The sequence below is a fragment of the Algoriphagus sediminis genome (genome assembly GCF_030403435.1).
Lineage (GTDB): Bacteria > Bacteroidota > Bacteroidia > Cytophagales > Cyclobacteriaceae > Algoriphagus > Algoriphagus sediminis.
On sequence record NZ_JAUEPH010000010.1, the window covers coordinates 36987 to 55327 of the forward strand.

The 18341-nt window shown below is 39.0% G+C and carries 17 protein-coding genes; 7 read left to right on the forward strand and 10 right to left on the reverse strand.

Features of this window, described 5'->3' with window-relative positions; translation table 11 throughout:
- Positions 1-2: 2 nt before the first annotated feature.
- Positions 3-437, reverse strand: coding sequence for a VOC family protein (locus QVH07_RS17360; protein WP_290002983.1), 435 nt, complete (start codon positions 435-437; stop codon positions 3-5).
- A gap of 37 nt (positions 438-474) precedes the next feature.
- Entirely contained in the window at positions 475-1071 is a 597-nt protein-coding gene (locus QVH07_RS17365; protein WP_290002985.1) for a hypothetical protein, read from the reverse strand.
- An 84-nt stretch (positions 1072-1155) separates the two neighbouring features.
- Between QVH07_RS17365 and QVH07_RS17370 the strand changes: the two genes are divergently transcribed.
- A complete protein-coding gene (locus QVH07_RS17370; protein WP_290002987.1) occupies positions 1156-1692 on the forward strand; it encodes a DUF8685 domain-containing protein in 537 nt (178 codons plus the stop codon).
- A gap of 30 nt (positions 1693-1722) precedes the next feature.
- On the opposite strand, the gene QVH07_RS17375 is transcribed toward QVH07_RS17370, so the two are convergent.
- From QVH07_RS17375 to QVH07_RS17385, 3 genes are all read right to left on the reverse strand, one after another.
- The gene (locus QVH07_RS17375; RefSeq protein ID WP_290002989.1) at positions 1723-2268 is read right to left on the reverse strand and encodes a DUF2911 domain-containing protein; all 546 of its coding nucleotides are present in this window, start codon (positions 2266-2268) and stop codon (positions 1723-1725) included.
- Between the two features lie 61 nt (positions 2269-2329).
- Positions 2330-3697, reverse strand: a complete 1368-nt coding sequence (locus tag QVH07_RS17380; protein WP_290002991.1) for a purple acid phosphatase family protein — start codon at positions 3695-3697, stop codon at positions 2330-2332.
- 64 nt (positions 3698-3761) lie between these two features.
- Entirely contained in the window at positions 3762-4883 is a 1122-nt protein-coding gene (locus QVH07_RS17385) for a hypothetical protein (protein ID WP_290002992.1), read from the reverse strand.
- Positions 4884-5302: 419 nt separating this feature from the next.
- Here QVH07_RS17385 and QVH07_RS17390 point away from each other — a divergent pair, with 419 nt between their 5' ends.
- The 5 genes from QVH07_RS17390 (at position 5303) to QVH07_RS17405 (ending at position 10468) form a co-directional block, all read left to right on the forward strand.
- The gene (locus QVH07_RS17390) at positions 5303-6607 is read left to right on the forward strand and encodes a site-specific integrase (RefSeq protein ID WP_290002994.1); all 1305 of its coding nucleotides are present in this window, start codon (positions 5303-5305) and stop codon (positions 6605-6607) included.
- Between the two features lie 135 nt (positions 6608-6742).
- A complete protein-coding gene (locus tag QVH07_RS17395; protein WP_290002996.1) occupies positions 6743-7402 on the forward strand; it encodes a hypothetical protein in 660 nt (219 codons plus the stop codon).
- Positions 7403-7528: 126 nt separating this feature from the next.
- Positions 7529-7795 (forward strand): helix-turn-helix domain-containing protein, encoded by a 267-nt coding sequence (locus tag QVH07_RS17730; RefSeq protein ID WP_353890996.1) that lies wholly within the window; start codon positions 7529-7531, stop codon positions 7793-7795.
- Positions 7792-9045: an AAA family ATPase gene (locus tag QVH07_RS17400; protein WP_290002997.1), complete on the forward strand. Its 1254-nt coding sequence runs from the start codon at positions 7792-7794 to the stop codon at positions 9043-9045. Before QVH07_RS17730 ends, QVH07_RS17400 begins: the two co-directional genes overlap by 4 nt.
- Complete coding sequence (locus tag QVH07_RS17405) at positions 9038-10468, forward strand: DUF6965 family protein (protein WP_290002999.1); 1431 nt, start codon at positions 9038-9040, stop codon at positions 10466-10468. Before QVH07_RS17400 ends, QVH07_RS17405 begins: the two co-directional genes overlap by 8 nt.
- Here the strand turns inward: QVH07_RS17405 and QVH07_RS17410 are convergent.
- From QVH07_RS17410 to hsdR, 5 genes are read right to left on the reverse strand one after another with little or no spacing between them, the layout of a single operon-like run.
- Positions 10465-10977, reverse strand: a complete 513-nt coding sequence (locus QVH07_RS17410; protein ID WP_290003000.1) for a hypothetical protein — start codon at positions 10975-10977, stop codon at positions 10465-10467. The two genes, QVH07_RS17405 and QVH07_RS17410, sit on opposite strands and share 4 nt — an antisense overlap.
- Before the next feature lie 37 nt (positions 10978-11014).
- Positions 11015-12712, reverse strand: a complete 1698-nt coding sequence (locus tag QVH07_RS17415; protein ID WP_290003002.1) for a restriction endonuclease subunit S — start codon at positions 12710-12712, stop codon at positions 11015-11017.
- The gene (locus tag QVH07_RS17420; RefSeq protein ID WP_290003005.1) at positions 12713-14152 is read right to left on the reverse strand and encodes a type I restriction-modification system subunit M; all 1440 of its coding nucleotides are present in this window, start codon (positions 14150-14152) and stop codon (positions 12713-12715) included. It lies immediately after the preceding gene.
- Positions 14145-15350, reverse strand: a complete 1206-nt coding sequence (locus tag QVH07_RS17425) for a PDDEXK-like family protein (protein ID WP_290003008.1) — start codon at positions 15348-15350, stop codon at positions 14145-14147. Before QVH07_RS17425 ends, QVH07_RS17420 begins: the two co-directional genes overlap by 8 nt.
- Positions 15351-15352: 2 nt before the next feature.
- Positions 15353-17728 (reverse strand): EcoAI/FtnUII family type I restriction enzme subunit R, encoded by a 2376-nt coding sequence (hsdR, locus tag QVH07_RS17430; RefSeq protein ID WP_290003009.1) that lies wholly within the window; start codon positions 17726-17728, stop codon positions 15353-15355.
- Between the two features lie 191 nt (positions 17729-17919).
- Here hsdR and QVH07_RS17435 point away from each other — a divergent pair.
- Positions 17920-18341: terminase small subunit (locus QVH07_RS17435; RefSeq protein WP_290003012.1), on the forward strand; the 422-nt coding region annotated here is incomplete at its 3' end.

Here is an 18341-nt window from a genome sequence, read left to right on the forward strand (position 1 = left end):
TTTTAAGCCTCTTCTTTTTTCAAGTCATAATTCAACATCCAGCAGATACCATATTTATCCGTCAAATTCCCAAAGTAGGATCCCCAGAAAGTTTCTTCCAGAGGCATTTCTATACTCCCGCCTTCTGCTAGTTTCCCAAAGGCATCATCAACGGCCTCTTTACTTGGGAGATCAAGATAAAGGTGAGTTTGATTCCCTTTTTGCAGAGGTGGTCCAAAGCCTGGGAAGGTATCACTACCCATTAAAACCAGTCCATCATCAAGTTGGAGGGTCACATGCATGACTCGTTTTTTATCTTCATCCGACATGGGTGGGCCATCGGGCATATCTCCCATGTACATAAAGCCCATAGGAAATTCTCCGCCTAATATGGACTGATAAAATTTCATCGCTTCCTCAGCCTTTCCATCGAAGTTTAAATAGCTAAAAATTTTCATAGTGTATAAGGTTAAGTCTCACCTAAGATACTAAAAATCAGGTAATTTGATCCTCCTCAATTTTGGTTATTTTATCTGCCCTGAAACTCAAAAATGAAATGATTAATCCAAGAATAACAACCCCAAGAGAAAGTGGCCAATTCAGAAATGAAATGGGAATTGCTACTATTTGAAGCCCCAATCCGGCAAGCCAGACAAGATGTCCCTTTGTGGAACGACTACCTCTTTGAATCCAGTAGCTGTGATGGTCATTTTCATCAATGAGAGGTCTGAAAAAATCGCGGTATTGCCAAAGCAGAACAAAATTCAGAAGCAAAAGAAATCCAAGTACGAAGGGAGTGCCCTGCCAATTCAAAGATATGGTCACCATAAGGATATTACCGATTAAGGGAATCATCATGATGGACCCGATCAATTTGTAACGAGTGGTGACCAGGCAATATCCAATTATGATTTGGGATAGAGCTATAAACTGTCCATAGAGCCCCAACCCATAAGGTCTAAGTTCATCGATTAACCAGACCGGGCCGATCCACCCAAAAAATTTGTGTTCAAAAAAGAGTTTTGCCATTCCAGATCCCCAAAAAGTGAAGCCTAGGAAAACGGAAATCCCAATAATCAGAAACTTTTTCATACAAGTCAGTGATGCTTTAAGAATTAAAAAGTTACAGATTTTATATTCTTTCTTACTTTAGATTTCAAACCAAGAATTTCTCAAATGAACGCAAGTGAATTAGAAGAAGGCAGTAAGCTTCGACATCCCAGCTTTGGAACCGGAATGATTCTCTCAGTAGAGGGAGACTATTACAAAATTTATTTCTACAAAACAGAAGAAATAAAGACTCTGGCCCGCGATTTTGAGGGGTTTGAGATAGAGGAAGGAAAACAAGCTGAAAAGCCAAGTATTTCCATATCCGATATAGAAAAGGCGGTACGAAATGTCGTAGCGGATTTTTCAGAGAAAGCGCCACTTATTCCGCTTGGTGGACGATGGATGGGCGGGACTGTGGTTTTGGAACCAAATGATGAAAATCTCTCTGTGAAAGAGATTCCAATGGAGAGCTTTTTTAGAAAAATCGTGATGGTGCGAGAAAAACTACGGGTTCTGGAGCAGAATATTAATAATCATCCAAAATTGGACGATGAGGACCGGATCCATTTACAGCAATACATTACTCGATGCTATGGATCGCTGACCACGTTTAATGTTCTTTTTGCCTATAAGGAAGATCAATTCAAAGGAAGCGGGAAGTAGGTTATCCGCTTAGTGATTAACAGAGATTTTTTATGGGTTGGATATTGGGATCTTGAGGGAAACCGTATCCCATTTTATCATCATGTTTATACTTTCTCCCAATTCTTCAAAGGAAATATCTAAGGTTTCAATCACTTCCGAGGACTTTTCAACTGGTATATCCACCCGAAGAATATCTAATTCATAATCTGGCTCAGTGATTCCTAAGTAAACTCCTGTTTCTGAATTTAAAGCAATGATGAAAGAGTCAGCCCCTGGAATTGCATACATTCTGTAAGAACCTGCTTCAACAAACTGCCCGGCGAAAAGCACATTCTTAGAGAAAGTAATTTCAGTAACCGCATTGGCACCGAGCCTCCAATACTGTCCATAAGGCTGAAGAGCTCCCTCTTCTTCTGTTCCAAAAATAAGCCTGTCTTTTTTTGAAGGTTGTGAATACTCCACAGAGATATCTATTCCTCCGGAAGAAATTGATGAAGTGGATAGTGGACTTACAGGGAAAAGCATTCCATACGCAAAAAATGCGATGATTGCTATAAATAGAATTCCGATAAAGTAAAGAGCATTTTTAAGCATTATCTAAATTTTCAAGGGTGAGTGTTACTTAAATATGGGCACTAATTTTAGTCGAAAGGCTTCAGTTATTCCCGCTGAAAATTCTTTCCGGAATTAACTCGGATGATCTTTCCACCAATTTATTTGGACCTCCTTCAGTCTTGTGCAGCTCAAAGGCATCATAAAGCTCACCTAGGGGGGTATAAGATTCATAAATAAGCTTTTTGTCTTCTATGGTGATGACTTGAAAAAGCTGGGTTTTTTCTCCTGTCCGATCTTTGATTGCCCCTAGCTCTTCCCAGTTTCCTCCGATTTCATACATCTTGCCACCACTAATGGATACTACATACATTGTCCCTGCCTTATCCATCATATTCACACCTTCTGGAACATTTATTGGTTCTGTATGTCCCCTTGCATAGCTATGGTCATGCCCTTGTAGTACGAGGTCAACTCCGTATTTGTCGAAAATAGGTTTCCATGCTTTGCGAAGCTGATCATTATCCCGGTCCGAAGCAGCAGAATACATGGGGTGGTGATAGGTGATCACGACCCATTCTTTTCCATGATCTTTCAAAACTTTATCTAACCAGCGGGCCTGAGAACCTAAACTCCTGTTACTATTCAGGGACACGAATCTTGTATTTTGATAATCAAAAAAGTAGGCAGTTTCCTTAAGTCCACTTGGTCCATTTGGAGGTAAATTAAATTGAGCTCTCCACTGAATGGAAAGAATCGGAGGGTCTTCTACATTGCCTTCTGTTCTGGCACGGTACTCATGATTTCCCGGTGTAGGCATGGCGGGAATCATACTATGGATAAAACCTCCTGCAGTAAACCATTCATGCCATTCTTGCTCCCTGTGAGCATGATTTACCAGATCGCCGGCATGAATAAAAAATCTTGCTTCGGGAGCTTTGCGAAAGCTCTCCCGGATAAGTCTGGACCATAACTCTAAAATGTAATTTTGAGCATCTCCAACATAAAGGAAAGAAAAAGGATCAGTTTCATTTTCGCTGGCTGTGGTAAACTGAAACCATTCACTCCATAATGTTCCGTCACCCACTCTATAAGCATAGGTGGTATTCGGTTTAAGATTATTGACAGTGGCGGAGTGATAATTAGCCCTGGTTCCCGCGGCTTTTACATCCCTCGCGTCTAAAGTTTGAGTTCTCGCCTCAACCTGTACTGATCTTTGAATAAACATAGGGTCGGACAGCGCTTCAGCAATTTCCATAAAACCTTCTTTTACATCCGCACTTGTTCGCCAGGTTACACTTGCCTCTCTAGCCATATTTTCTGTTACATTTAACGTAATGCGGTCTGGCAAAATCTTAGGATGACTCCAGGTCTCCATGAAGGCCTGTTGAGGAGAAAGTTCTTTAATGTCCTGAGCTTGCACCAGAATTGGGCAAAAAAGAAGTAGGAAAAGTAAGTGGTGTCTTTTCATTTTGCTGGGCTTCAAAATGAAGATAATAAAAATATTTGGGTCAAAGTACCGCTGGTCTTAAGGCTTACCTAAAGTTTACTTGAAATCCCCCACCCAAGACGAGTTTGCTGCCGCCGCTGATTCGGAAGTAGGATGCTCCGGCAGTGAGAGAATAATTTACCTTAGTTTCGCCTGAGTAGATTCCTTGAGCGAGTCTTTTTTCAGGTTTTGTTAAATCATAAACTCCTCCTAGGCGAAGGTTAAACCCGAAATCTGTTCCACCTCCAAACCTCAAAGACGGACCGGCATCTAATTCCACTCGACCTCTCGTACAGGGATTGAAATTGATGCCACCGTTCGCACTGAAGATTCCGAAACCATCGTATTTGACTTCATTACCTCCGCCAAAATCTTCAGTTTGCCCTAAGAAATGATCATACTTAGCCGATACATGATAATTCCATTTATTCACCTCGTAGCCAAAAGAATAATCATTCCAATCAATTTCTTCGTCATTTTCTTCATTAAAAAATTGTTCAAAATCTGTAGCTCCTTGGTTTATCAGAGGTTGCGATCGCAAACTCAAAATGAATAAATCTTTTTGTACTTGGGGTGTGGAGTTGTATTCTCCAATGTTCCAATAGTCATTCGGCATCCCCGCTTTGTAATCAATTTTCGCCTCTGTGCCTTGCCGGGAAAGGTCTTCTAAGTATTCTCCAACCTGATAGGGTAAGACATAAGTGCCCTCTAGTGAAAGTTTAGTATCGCTTAAACCAAGAAGGACATTATCAATATTAGCATCACTTTCCAGCCGAGCTGCTGTTAAATCTGGTATAGTACCGTCAATCAACTCTCGCACAGTCTTGGTAGTGTACTTTTCATTAATGGTATAAACTCCCCGAATTTGAATGACGGGATTATTAGTTTGGCCAAAGTCACCAAGTAAATAACCCAACTCTGCAGAAACGTTTATATCACCACTTCTAGAAAAGTTACTCGAGGTTACGCTGGTGACTGGAAGGGAAACATCCCTTAATTTCTGTCGATTTAATCTTGGCTGACCGAAGACGGTTTCCTTTGCCTCTTTGTTTATTTTATCGAATTCGATTTGTTCTAGGCGCAAAGATTTGCTCATCTGAACAAAGGATTCTTGAGAATAAGCATGAAATGTAATAAGGCAAAGAATGAAAATAACTAGCTTTTTCATAGTAGTTGGGATTTAGGAAAAAAGCAATTAAAAGAATAATATTATGAAAAAATTTATTAAATCAAATTTTATTGATGAAAAATCCTTAATAGCGAAATATTTAACTATAATCTATGTTAATTACTCAAGAGTGTGATAGTGGAGGACATTAAGTTTTTAGCCATTGGTTGATTTGGTAGGGATAAACAAAAAGTCCTGACAAAACTGTCAGGACTTTAGCTTGCAGAGGCGGAGGGATTCGAACCCTTTTTATCTTCCTATACTTATATTCCCAAAAAATCGGCTTTAAAATCGTTTTTAGGACTATAAATTGGTCTTTTGATAAACCTAGATAAAGATAAATTCAATAAAAATGCACCCTAAATAACACCCTTTTTTGTATGACTTTTCGTATATTGTGATAAACAAACTAACCAACTATGGCAAAGCTTACAATTCGATTTGAAATCCGAAAAGACAAGATTAATAAGGATGGTTACGCTCCCATATCTTGCATGCTTTCGATCGCTCAACAAAGAAAAAGGGTGACCACATCCTTACGGGTACCTCCAATTAATTGGGATACCGAGAATCAAGAAGCAGTCTATGTGAAAATTGGAAAGAATTCAAATCAATCATTTCTGATGAAATCCGATGTTAGTAGGACCAATTCGCTTATAGATAGCATCCGGTCAAAATTCATTTTCATTGAGGATTCATTTAAACACTCAGGCAAGAACTATTCTGTGGAGGATGTCTTTGCTGAGTATAATAAATCAAAGCTTGGGACTGGTATTAAGGCTCAAAAGGTGGAGGCATCCAAATCTAGTGTGGTAGTCTTTATTGATGAATACATCGAAAGGAACAAAGCGATTAGAGCAAAGCGGAGTTTAGGCGTGTATTCTCAATTACAACGACACCTGGAAAGATTCCAGCATCATTCTGGTAAAAAAGTGACCTTTGATTGTATTAGGCTTTCCTTTTTCGAGGAGTTTCAGAGCTATTTGATTGAAGAAACAGAAATAAACAATATTACCATTGCAAAGCAGCTTAGTACCCTTAAAACGGTTCTTGGATATGCTAGAAGGGACGGGGTTCAGATGGATCAGTCCTATAGAGATTTCAAGATTAAAAAGCAGAAACTTGAAGTAATTACCCTTACTGAAGGTGAATATCAGTCCATCAAGAATGTGGATTTGAATGGGGTAAGCAGGCATGAGAAGGCAAGAGATATTTTCATTTTCCTTTGTGCCACAAGTATGCGCTATTCTGACTATGCGCAATTCAGAAGAGAACACATTAAAGGCCAGACCATTCAATTGACGATGAAAAAAGGCAGTAAGCCTTGGGGTATACCACTTAATTCGGATTCAATATCCATATTGGAAAAGTATAAAGAACTTGAAAAGCCGCTACCAAGTATCTCAAACCAGAAGCTTTCGAAATATATCAAAGAGGTTTGCCAGATCGCAGGTATTGATACACCTATTGAAATAGTAAGATTTAGAGGTTCAGAACCAATTAAAACTGTTCACCCCAAGTATAAGCTCATTTCTGCTCATACTGGACGTAAAACCTTTTGTACTCTTTCTCTTGAGCGTGGTGCTTCCGTAGAGATGGTTATGGAATGGTCAGGCCATGAGTCATATTCTAGCTTCAAACGCTATGTTAATTTAAGCAAGAGGCATAGTATTAGCCAGATGGGTAAAATTTGGGGAGAAGCAACTGTAATGAAGGCTTCCTAAAAAACTCTTTGTCGTAATATTGATGAATTTTGAAAGTACATTCATCAAACGGTTATAATACCATAGAGCTTTAGGAGCATGGTTGTCTGTTTTTTCGGTTGAAACCCTTTAAAAAAAGCCCTACATTAATTCCTTATGACCAAATCTAGCGCCTTTAATCAAGAACATCCATTCATGTTTAATATAGATTGGTTAGGGGACTACGTTAGGGAGTTGGTTGCAGATGATGAAAAAGAATTGGCACTTGAACACCTTGTGGTCATAAAGAAGAAGTATGTTGAAGCAAAGGCTTCAAAACAAATCCCAAAAAACTCATTTGCTTATAGCCATTTTCAGGAATATTGGAATGAAGAGAGCGAGTTGATTAAAAAGGGTAAAACTTTTCCGAATGGCTTCTCTGATAAGGTATTATATGAAATTGATCAATTGACGAGGTATGCAAAGGGAATTAGAACAACTAAAGAGCTACCAAAATCATTAGATGATTTAATTTATCGAGCCGAGGAATGCTACAAGCTGTTACTTGAAATGGAGCCGCAGATTATTAATCACGATTTTGAATTTGTTCGGGGAGATAGAAAAAAAGGAATTATTGCTGCCTGGTATTCAGTTCTCAAGCAGAGAGGTTATGTCCGAGTAATTATTTCAGATAGAGATGCGGTGACCTTGCTAAACTCAAAGTTCCGCAATCTCAATCTAGGTCAAGATGGTAGAACCCTAAGGCAAACCGATTCCTATGTATTTAATGACAATAGGAGGATTTTTTTGAGTAGAATCCCACCTTATTCAGAGTAACAAGTATTTATTCATTTTTCTACCATATCTGCCATGAACTACACATGGCAGATAGGTTTCTCCATTTTGGGTTGTATAAACCAACCAAATAAAATCATGGAGAAGAAAGTATTCCTTTCATTATCGATGAGTGAGCTACAGGCTTTACTTATTGATTCAATTAGCCATTGTTTGAAAAATTCGGACAACCTAGAACAATTCAAAACTACTTCAAAACCAAAATTAATTCTCACGACCGATCAACTAATGTTAAAACTCGGAGTAACGAGACCTACTCTATCCAAATGGAGGAAGGAAGGTAGAATACCTTTTATCCAAGAAGGTTCTGTTGTTCGATATGACTTGGAGAAGGTTCTAGAGGCTCTAGAAAATAAAAAAAGGAGGTTAAGATGAGTGCGATCAAATTAACCCCCAATAACAATTCTTTTGAGGAAAGAATAAATGAAGATAAGAAATTGAGGCAGGAGTTGGAAACTAATCGCCAACATTTTGAAGCTGCTGATTTCATCAAAAAAAAGCATAATCAGACTAATGGAGAAGCAGTAGAAATAGAAAAAATGGAGCCTTTGAAACTGTCTCCTGTTTTTGATGACCTCAAAAGCTTCCGGACATATCATGAGCACATTAAGGAAATAAAAGCTTCGCTACCCAATCAGCAACATCATTTAGGTTTATTCACAGTTAAGACCGCCAATGAATGGATTGAACAAGCTAAAAACACTCCAATTCCAAAGATGCTTTTTAGTGAATTTTGGAACGAAAATGAGATTTGTATTCTATTCGCAGATAGCAACTTAGGAAAGTCCATTCTTGCCGTTCAAATAGCAAATAGTATTAGTAAGGGTCATCCTCTTCCAGGGTTTAAATTGGAAACATGTCCACAGCCTGTTCTCTATTTTGATTTTGAACTTTCGGCTAAACAGTTCGAAGTGAGGTATTCTGTAAAAATTGAAGGTAAAAGGGTGTTTGATAACCATTATTCTTTCAATGATAACTTTAAAAGAATAGAGATCAATCCTGATGCAGCAATTCCAATCGAATCCAGTTTTGAAGAATACCTTAATCAATCTTTGGAAAAGAGCATTGTCGAGACCGGAGCTAAAATTCTGATTATTGATAATATTACCTACCTGAAGAATGAAACAGAAAGAGCTAAAGATGCCCTTCCACTGATGAAGCATTTGAAAGCTTTGAAAAGTAAGCATGGACTCTCGATTTTAGCCTTAGCTCATACGCCCAAACGTGATCTAAGCCGTCCGATAACTCAAAACGATTTACAGGGTAGTAAGATGCTTTACAATTTCATTGATAGTTGTTTTGCTATTGGACAGAGTACATTAGATAAAAGCGTTCGATATATAAAACAGATCAAAGCACGAAATACTGCAATGATTTATGACACAGAGAATGTAATTGTGTGTAGAGTTGATAAGCCCTCTAACTTCCTCGGATTTAAGTTTTTGGATTTTGGTTCAGAACGAGAACACTTGAAAGAGTTGACTCAACAAGATCGTGATAGAAAAATTTTAAAGGTTCATGAATTGAAAAAACAAGGAATGAACAATGTACAGATAGCGGAACAGTATAATGTTTCGGAGGGTACAATTAGGAAATGGTTGAAGAAGGAGGTTAAAAGTGAGTAGCACACGTAAAAGATTCGTACCAATCGTACAAGTCGTACCAGGTACGAATGGTACGACTTGTACGAATGGCTATCGATTTACTCTTGCCTCCAACAAGGCTCCTAAACTGAATTGTACCCGCTGTGGAGCCAAGAAGCATTGGCAGAGATACATTGATACTGAAACAGGTGAGGTGCTTCCAGAAAGGTTTGGAAGATGTGATAACGAAGCCAAATGTGGAGCCTGGAAAAGCCCTTACAATGATAAATCTTATTTGAACCGATTTAGTGAAGACTCCTTTGATAGGTCTTCGATCAAGGTTAGTAAGAAACAAGTTTCTTATCATGCTGAATTGACTCCGATTCCTTTTGAGGTACTCAAGGAAACAAGGCAAGGCTATGAGATAAATAATTTCATACAAAATCTACTTGAAAACGTACCTTACCCATTTGATAAGAAACAAGTAGAAAAGGTTATCTCACTTTATCACCTGGGAACCGTTAGGAGCGGATACCTCAAAGGGGCTTTGACCTTCCCCTTCATAGACCTACATGGGGAAATTAGGGCGATTCAGGCTAGGCAGTACGATCAGAAAAACCATGGCATTTCTACCAACTTCTTACACTCGATGATTAGTAAATTCAATGCTGAACATCATATGGAAAATTCAGATTGGTTGAAAGCATATTTGCAAAATGATAAGATCGTCTCATGCCTCTTCGGAGAGCATTTGCTCACTAGGTTTCCTGACAATCCTGTGGCCCTTGTGGAGGCTCCAAAAACAGCCATATACGGTACTTTGTACTTTGGGTCACCAAAGACTTCGAAAGACTTGATTTGGCTGGCTACATTCAATAAAAGCAGTCTGACCTTGGACAAATGTCTGCCTTTGAAGAACAGGAAAATTATTCTATTCCCAGACTTGTCAGAGGATGGAAAGACCTTTCGGGATTGGGAGAGGAAAGCTGTTGAAATAGAAACTCATCTGGGGGGTAAAACTAGCTTTGAAATGTCTGACCTCTTGGAAAGATATGCCCCTGAAAGTGATAGGGTGGAGGGGAATGACCTAGCTGATTTTCTGGAAAAGCTTGATTGGAGAGACTTTCAAAAACAGTCCAATTTAAGGTCTGATGCATTCCAAGAGGGTTCGCAAAATGAAAAAGACTCTGTATTGGTGAATCAAAACTCATCTGATTGGAATGAGGATAAATCTGACTCTGAGGAGCTTGAAAGTCTTGAAGAATACCTTGAAGTAAAATCTTTCTTCGAAAACTGTGAGCTACCCAAAGCGGAAATACAGCTTGACTTAGCTACCAGAGTGTTGGATGTAGACTTGTTTGTCAAGAGTCATTTAAATTTTCTTGAACGGAATAAAGAAAACAAAAAGTATTACCCTTACCTGGATAGACTAATTCACTGTAAGCAATTGATTGAAAACAATTAAGCCTTAAAAATAATTTTGAAATTTTCCGATTTGAAACGTTGAGATTTTTCGACCAACCGAACCAAGTTCCGCATTTTCATTTGTGTGTTATAATGACACTCAAAATAGATGCCCTCGATTAATTCAGGATCAGTGAACCCTTTGCCAGAACGATGGATTGCTATTTTATTGGCAAAAAACCTAGAATTACCATAGTAGTCAGGAATCGGAAGCATGACCTGTCGGATGACTGTTGTCTTAATCAGGATTTTTATTATTTCAATATAAACTTGTCTCCAAGACCTAACTGATATCTCCTTTTCATTTGCAATTAATTTCGTTGGTTTTGTCTTACCCCATTCCATATCAGCGAGTTCTTCAATATGTTTTGTGTAAGCCTTAGATACTTTTGGAGCATCGAATAGTAGGATGGCATTTTCGAGGTGGCGTATAAGCTCTTCATTGGTTTCATTCATTAGTCTCGAAACAATGGCAACTTTTCTTTCAGAAATGTCCTTTGAGTTTTTCATTTCAAAATGAGTTAAACCAAATCATGATTTCTCTTCATCACCCCTCAAAAACCTCCCTCGAACAACTTTGCATCAATTGCTGAATTTGGACTTCTCCTTCTTCAATGGCTTGATCGAGCTGATCACAAAGGGACATTAGGGTATTGACGGTTTGGACTATAGCTTTTTGTTCTTCAGTGGGAGGGAGGGCAATAATAGCTTTAACTGCTTTATCAGTGCCCATTCTTGGCAGATTCATACCATGTGTGGAGCTATTTGCATATTCTATGAAAGAAGGATTCTTTAGATACAGTCTAAGGTACTCAGGAGAGCATTGGGAGTAAATTTTTATAGGGATCATCTCCGTTGTACAAACCCCTTGCTCATCTGCCACAATAACTTTATCCAAGTATGGTCTCAGCTTTCCATAAATTACGTCTCCTTTTCTAAAAATGCTCTTGGTACTTCTAAACTGTCTATCTTTAAATCTGACTTTTTGAAGCAGTTTTGAACTTGATTTTTCAACATCTTCTAATTCTAATACCCATGTATCTTGATGCACAGAATTAGATTCAGCTTTGTCTCTTGTTCCATATGTAAAAGCCTCTCCAAGTCTTACCCATTCCCAACCCTCAGGCAGTTCATAAGGAATCTCCTCCTCGGTGATCTCGGGTAATGGTTTTTCCTTTTTGATCTTTTTAGCTTTGATGAGTGCTTCTTTCTCAGCTTTGATCTTGGCTAGAAGGGTAGAGGCAGGTTCTACGTTTGGGTTGGCAGCCCTCCAGTGTTTGGTGAGTTTGCCTTGAACGGCCAATTGTAGAATGCTTTCTCTTAATTTCTTCACTCCACTTTTTTCTGTAAAAAACTCATTGAAATGAGGTTGTAAAAAGCTCCAAATTTGGCTAGTGTTTTCTGTCGTTAATTGGGCTAGAGCAGAGGTGACAAAGTCCTCCTTCAGTTGCACTCTTACTTTGGTTTGCTCTTCTAATGCCTCGAACTCTTTAAATAGCTGTTCAACGATTGCGACTATGGCTTTTTGCTCTTCTAGGGGAGGGATGGGAAGCATTGTTTGTCTTACTTTCTCAATGTTCAAGTTTTGAACAACACCACCTGCTGCCGAATCTTTGAAACTGGAATATATGTAAGGAGATGAGAGTAAGTAGAATAAATAGTCCTTGTCTAGTGCTTTCTTAACTTCTCTGATCAATAACCAACCATCATGAATGCATCCATCAGTTTTCATGATATAAGGTTTACCAAAGCTCATAGAGTTAGAAAGCAAGAAATCTCCGGGTTCTACATATCTCGACTTTTTCAACCCTTCTGGGATTATCTTTTCAGCACATGATTCTATGTACTTCGTGGCACCCTTAGTATCGCCAATTTTTATCCAATTAAGTCCATTTGGGTCATCCGTAATATAGCTTTTAATAGGTCTAGGAGATCCTCCTCTAACAATATATGCTGCAGTAGCAAATCTACACCAAACCCATGTATCAGGAACCTCAAAGCTTTCATCTTCTTTGCTAAATGGATTAATTGGTTTCTCTTTTTTAACACCTGAATACTCCAGTACTTCAGTTTTACCAGATAAGATGATTTTTAGAAATTCTTCCTTTGATTTAGTAACCTGTTTTTTATGGCGCCAGTTCTTGGTTAACATACCCTTAATTGCCAATTGCAGTATCAAGCCTTTGATCTCCTTGGCATTCTTTGGGTGTATGGTTAATTCCTGAAAGAGGTCTAATAGCTTCATTTATTTCAGGGCTTCGGTTAATACTTGGGCGATCTCATTTTGCAGGCTATTGATTTTATCAGATGTAGCTCTGTATTGATTCAAGAGTTCTTCAGGGCTAGCAAGATCATCACTCTCTTGATGAGGATTCTTAATGTCGAGGTTATAGCCCCTTTTCTTGATTTCGTCAATGCCTACCTTCCAAGCATACTTATTCTCCTCTCTATTGTCCCACCAAGCTTTTTCAAGGTCAAACTCTTTGATGTCAATCGGCTTGCCCTTATTGTAGCTTTTCACTCCTTCAGGGTAAGGATGTTCAAAGTACCAGGTCTCTTTGGTAGGTGCTCCTTTTTCAAAGAAGAGCAGGTTGGTCTTAATACCTGTATAAGGGTTAAATACGCCATTAGGTAGCCTGACAATGGTGTGGAGGTTACATTTCTCCATTAGCTCCTCTTTGATACGGGTCTTCACACCCTCACCAAATAGAGTGCCGTCAGGTAGTACTACGGCACACCTACCACCATTCTTCAATAAGCGCATGATCAAGGCCAAAAAGAGATCTGCCGTTTCCTTGGTTCTAAAGCGAGAAGGGAAATTAGTGTCGGTTCCTTCTTCCTCCGTACCTCCGAAAGGAGGATTAGTCAAGATCACATCTACTCGGTCTTTCTTTTCCCAATCGTTATAAGGTCTTCCAAGGTAATTGTCATGCTTAATGATAGGCTGCTCAATGTCATGTAAGATCAAGTTGGTAGCAGCTAGCATATGAGGCATAGGCTTCTTTTCAACACCTTGTATGCTGTTTTGCAAGGTCTGCCTATGCTCGGCAGTCTGGACATCATTCTTTCGAATATGCTCCAAGGCACAGATCAAAAAACCACCCGTACCACAAGCAGGGTCAAGAACGGTCTCACCCAAACGAGGGTTGGTCATATCGACCATAAACTGGGTTACCGCCCTAGGTGTATAGTATTCACCAGCATTGCCAGCACTTTGCAGGTCTTTTAGAATCTTCTCATAAATGTCGTTGAAGAGGTGACGGTCTTTTTGATCATTGAAGTCGATCAGGTTGATTTTATTAACGATCTGGCGAATCAACGTACCTGACTTCATGTAGTTGTAAGAATCCTCAAAGATGGATTTCACTAACCAACCTTTAGGATCTTCAGTAGGAGAGACATTGAGTTCTTTAAGGGTCTTGAATAGGTCGTTATTGACGAACTCTAAGAGTTCATCACCAGTCAAGCCTTCTTCATCACTTGCCCATTGTTGCCAGCGTAGTCTTTCAGGTATTGGGCTTTGATAATTGTCATCCAGTAATTCCCATTCTTGCTCTTTATCATCAAATATCTTCAAGAAGATCATCCATACCAGTTGAGAGATGCGCTGTGCATCACCATCCACTCCGGCATCTTGCCGCATAATGTCTTGTATAGATTTTAAAGTCCCTGTTACGTTAGTCATACTGCTCTATTCCTTCTTTTAGTCTTAGTAATTCGTCCTTGTGTTCTAGCATTTTTGCCTCTACTTTTTCCACTATTGGAGTTATTTTATCTAAAAAGGCTCTCACTTGATCCGCTTTCTTCTCATTCCAGTTCTCCATGTTTTTCTCAAGTGGCCATTTCACACTATCCTTGAAATGGGCTTTCCATTCCTTTCCAAGTTTAGTGTTAGCGTCAGGGATTTCTGAAAGAATTTCGGTAAGCCTTTCCCAATAATCAAAGTATTGTACTGGTTTGGTTACATAAGAACTAAAGGCTATTCTCTTGCCATCGTAGAAATTGAGTTGGAAACCGAAAGCTTCCCTATCCGGCCAGCCATTCGCTTTTTTGTAATGCATGATCAAGTCTGCCATACCTTCGGGATAAAACTTAACGTCATATCGATTTTTTGAACCTAGAATCCAGCCCTTTTCTTTCACCAAACCTTCAAGTTCAACTCTGAAATCATCCCATGCATTCGGTTTATTCTTAAAAACAAAATCTAGTAGCTCACGATGGTTTTGATAGAGTTGCTTAGCCATTTCATTCACATGGTCGCTGTTCATGATATTTTGTTTAATGATCGTTGAATAATCAGCTAAATAAGTCAAAACTGAATCTCCAATTTGATGCCTTCGTATTTCGATTATATTTTCAATGATTTGATTGATTCGCTCATATGAGTAATTCACATAGAACTCGTCTTCACTCGACTCCACTCCATAAGGACTAAGAAAGACGTATGCCTTTCTTTGGTGGGGGAATTGTGACTCCACAGTGTCCTTATATTTTTTAAGCTGATTGCTATGTTCTCCAGACCAGACCTTATTTTCAATAGAGATGATAATATCATCACTGTAGACGAGTATATCGATACCCTTCCATTCTCTCCAAACTTCTATTTGACTTAGGTCTAAACCAGCTAATTCAACGAGGGAAAAGTCTTGGGACCTATTATCAATAAAAATATCCTGTAGAAACCGTCTGAGAAAACCTTCATTCAACCCGTGAGATTCAAAAGGGTCTAGTAGCCAGGCTAAGAAGTTTGAATGCCTTATTTCATAATCCTCCACCCCAAGTATTTTGAAGATATTAGGTTCTTTTAGAAGTAATTCAAGTCTGTCGAATTCCGGGTCCCGAAGAAGTTGGGCATATTTCTGTTCTAATTCTTGATGCTCCATTTCTAAGCTGTTTTATAGAGTTCCGTCTCAAGCTCCTTCAAGGCTTCCAGGTATTGATTCTTACCTCCAAATGATTTCACCAACTGAGGTAAAGAACCCATGGCATTGAAAGGTTGAACCTTTAGTATTTCCATGTCTTCAATCGAAAGGATGCCTTCATTCTCATACTTGTCCAAAAGTGCCTTTATCACATTTTGGGCTTGTTCAGAGTATTTGCCAAAATAATTGCGCTTTCGGACATTATTAGCTCTTTCTTGACGAGTAAGAGGAGGTTGATCAAAGGCTACATGAAGAATGAGATCAAAAGTATCCATCTCCTTACCAACTTCCTTTTTCAATTCATCTAGGAATACACCTTCTTCCAATAGTTCCTGAATAATGACCTCTTTCTTTTCTTCAGAAGTCCAACGACTTATGAAAGTGCTGAGGTCAGAATATCTTTCTTTGATATTTTTTCGTGAGTAGTCCGTAAGACTTTCAGTAATCAGCTTTCCATCACTATCAAGATATTGGACTCTTTCATTGGAAACATTAACCGGAACTCCTTTTATGTAATATTTTGTCGGTTCGCCAGGCTCTCCTCCAGGAGGTCCAAGTGGAGGGATGCCTCCTGACCCTCCTCCATTGCCAGTATCACCTTGGTCATTTTCCTCTTCGTCCTCTCCACCATTGGTCTCCTCGGGAGGAATAATCGGTTCTTCTGGCTTTGGCTCCCAAATTTGAACTGGGTCTCCATCAAAATCTTCATCTGCAAAAAGGTTGGTGGCCTTTCTAAAGTCCATGATGGTAAAAAAGACTTTGTTGTCTTGCTCTCTAATTCTGGTTCCTCTTCCAACGATCTGTTTAAACTCTGTCATGGAACCGATATTGGCTTCAAGGACGATTAGTTTAACCATCTTCGTGTCCACCCCTGTGGTTAAAAGTTTAGAAGTAGTAGCTATAACAGGGAGACGTTCTTCTACGTCGATAAATCTTTCTATTTCATGTTTGCCCACTTCATCATTACCTGTTATTCGAACGACATAGTTAGGGTGCTTTTTGACTAATTCTACATTAGCATTCACTAATGCTTGTCTCATACGTTCAGCATGCTCTGTATCTATGCAAAAGACTATTGTTTTTGAGAAAGGATCAGTCTGTTGCAGAAATTCAGTGATTTTATTTGCAACGGTCTGAGTTCGCTCATCTATAACCAAGGTTCTATCAAAGTCCTTGTTGTTATACACCCGATCTTCTATTTCATTACCGTATTGATCGATTTTACCTACTTCTGGTCTGTAACCATCATCAATGTTTAGTGCAAGTCTGATTACCTTGTAAGGGGCAAGAAAGCCATCATCGATACCTTGTTTCAATGAATAAGTGTAAACTGGCTCTCCGAAGTAAGCCATGTTAGAAACATCTTTTGTCTCCTTAGGCGTAGCTGTCAATCCAATGTGTATAGCACCTTCAAAGTAATTTAAAATCTCTCTCCATGCCGATGCTTCCGAGGCACTTCCTCTGTGACACTCGTCTATAATGATACAATCGAAGAAATCAGGTGAGAATTGTTTGAAAGCCTTTTTAGCTTCTTCCGGGCTGGTCAATCCTTGATAGATACCGAAATATACTTGGTAAGCTTTATCGATTTTTCGGCCAGTTATTTTAGTCATGATGTCTTGGCCAAAAGGTTTGAAATCTCCACTCTTGGTTTGATCAGTCAGGATGTTTCTATCTGCTAAAAAGAGTATTCTCTTAACTGCTCCCGCTTTATGCAATCTCCAAGCAATTTGGAAAGCTGTGTAAGTCTTACCTGTACCCGTAGCCATTACCAAAAGAATTCGATTTTGACCCTTAGCAACCGCCTCTACAGTTCTATTTATGGCAACAGATTGATAATAACGAGGCTCTTTACCTGACTCATCCTTGTGGTATTCCTGCTTTACTATCTTTTCCTCTTCTGGTGACTTAATGCCCTTTACTTTTCTGTATCTGGCCCATAGATTTTCTGGTGATGGGAAATCGTTCATGGTTAGCTCTCTCTCCATTTTTCCATCCTGGGCACTCATGTCATGGAAAAGAAAGCCATGGCCATTAGAGCTAAAAACAAAAGGTATATCAAGCATTCTGGCATACTCCAAAGCTTGCTGCATTCCTGAACCAATAGAATGGTTGGCATCTTTTGCTTCAATAATTGCAATCGGATGACCACTGATGTGGTATAGTATGTAATCTGCTCTCTTTCTTTTGCCTCTTGTGTAAAGATTCCCCCGAACATTAATTCGGCCATCAGTGAAGGTTACCTCTCTTCGTACTTGTTTCTTAATATCCCACCCGGCTTTTTGAATAGCAGGAGTGATATATTTCATGCAGATATCTATCTCTGAAAAATGCTTCATGTCATGGTTTAAAAAGCCCTTTTAAGCTAGGGCTGATTACCTTGCTATCAAAATAGTTTGGGATAAAAGGTGGATTATTTGCTTGTCACAAATTGACGACCATGACTGCTTTAGACAAGGCTCGAAATCAACACCGATATTCCCTGAGAAAGGCAAAGAATTGATTATATTTAGTTTAAAACCAACCAACTATGCTAACCAAAACGCTTGAAAAACCAAACTACCTTTCAGATAAGGAATTTCTCTTTGCAAACTATTATCTGGGAGAGGCAAATTTGAATGCGACAGAAGCAGCGAAGCTTGCAGGATATAGTGAGCATACAGCTAGACAACAAGGCTCAAGACTGTTGTCAAATGTTAACATCAAAAGCTACATCCAGACCCAAGTAGCTGAGGTATTAGAGAAAGAAGGAGTGACTCAGGAAAGAGTCTTGCAAGAAATTATTTCCATAGCCTTTGCAAGGATTTCAGATTTGTATCAAGATGGCTGGACACTAAAGCCCGTAAGTCAAATACCGAAGGACAAGATAGGAGCCATTGATGTGAAGATTACCGAATCCAATAATGGAAAAAGAAAGACTGTTACTGTTTCAAATAATTCAAATGCTAAGAT

Bases quoted from the DNA above. Each gene is read 5' to 3' on its own strand.
- QVH07_RS17425 (WP_290003008.1), bottom strand. From the start codon at position 15,350: ATGGAGCATCAAGAATTAGAACAGAAATATGCCCAACTTCTTCGGGAC.
- hsdR (WP_290003009.1), bottom strand. From the start codon at position 17,728: ATGAAGCATTTTTCAGAGATAGATATCTGCATGAAATATATCACTCCT.
- QVH07_RS17385 (WP_290002992.1), bottom strand. From the start codon at position 4,883: ATGAAAAAGCTAGTTATTTTCATTCTTTGCCTTATTACATTTCATGCT.
- QVH07_RS17410 (WP_290003000.1), bottom strand. From the start codon at position 10,977: ATGAAAAACTCAAAGGACATTTCTGAAAGAAAAGTTGCCATTGTTTCG.
- QVH07_RS17360 (WP_290002983.1), bottom strand. From the start codon at position 437: ATGAAAATTTTTAGCTATTTAAACTTCGATGGAAAGGCTGAGGAAGCG.
- QVH07_RS17370 (WP_290002987.1), top strand. From the start codon at position 1,156: ATGAACGCAAGTGAATTAGAAGAAGGCAGTAAGCTTCGACATCCCAGC.
- QVH07_RS17420 (WP_290003005.1), bottom strand. From the start codon at position 14,152: ATGACTAACGTAACAGGGACTTTAAAATCTATACAAGACATTATGCGG.
- QVH07_RS17395 (WP_290002996.1), top strand. From the start codon at position 6,743: ATGACCAAATCTAGCGCCTTTAATCAAGAACATCCATTCATGTTTAAT.
- QVH07_RS17390 (WP_290002994.1), top strand. From the start codon at position 5,303: ATGGCAAAGCTTACAATTCGATTTGAAATCCGAAAAGACAAGATTAAT.
- QVH07_RS17400 (WP_290002997.1), top strand. From the start codon at position 7,792: ATGAGTGCGATCAAATTAACCCCCAATAACAATTCTTTTGAGGAAAGA.
- QVH07_RS17365 (WP_290002985.1), bottom strand. From the start codon at position 1,071: ATGAAAAAGTTTCTGATTATTGGGATTTCCGTTTTCCTAGGCTTCACT.
- QVH07_RS17380 (WP_290002991.1), bottom strand. From the start codon at position 3,697: ATGAAAAGACACCACTTACTTTTCCTACTTCTTTTTTGCCCAATTCTG.
- QVH07_RS17730 (WP_353890996.1), top strand. From the start codon at position 7,529: ATGAGTGAGCTACAGGCTTTACTTATTGATTCAATTAGCCATTGTTTG.
- QVH07_RS17415 (WP_290003002.1), bottom strand. From the start codon at position 12,712: ATGAAGCTATTAGACCTCTTTCAGGAATTAACCATACACCCAAAGAAT.
- QVH07_RS17375 (WP_290002989.1), bottom strand. From the start codon at position 2,268: ATGCTTAAAAATGCTCTTTACTTTATCGGAATTCTATTTATAGCAATC.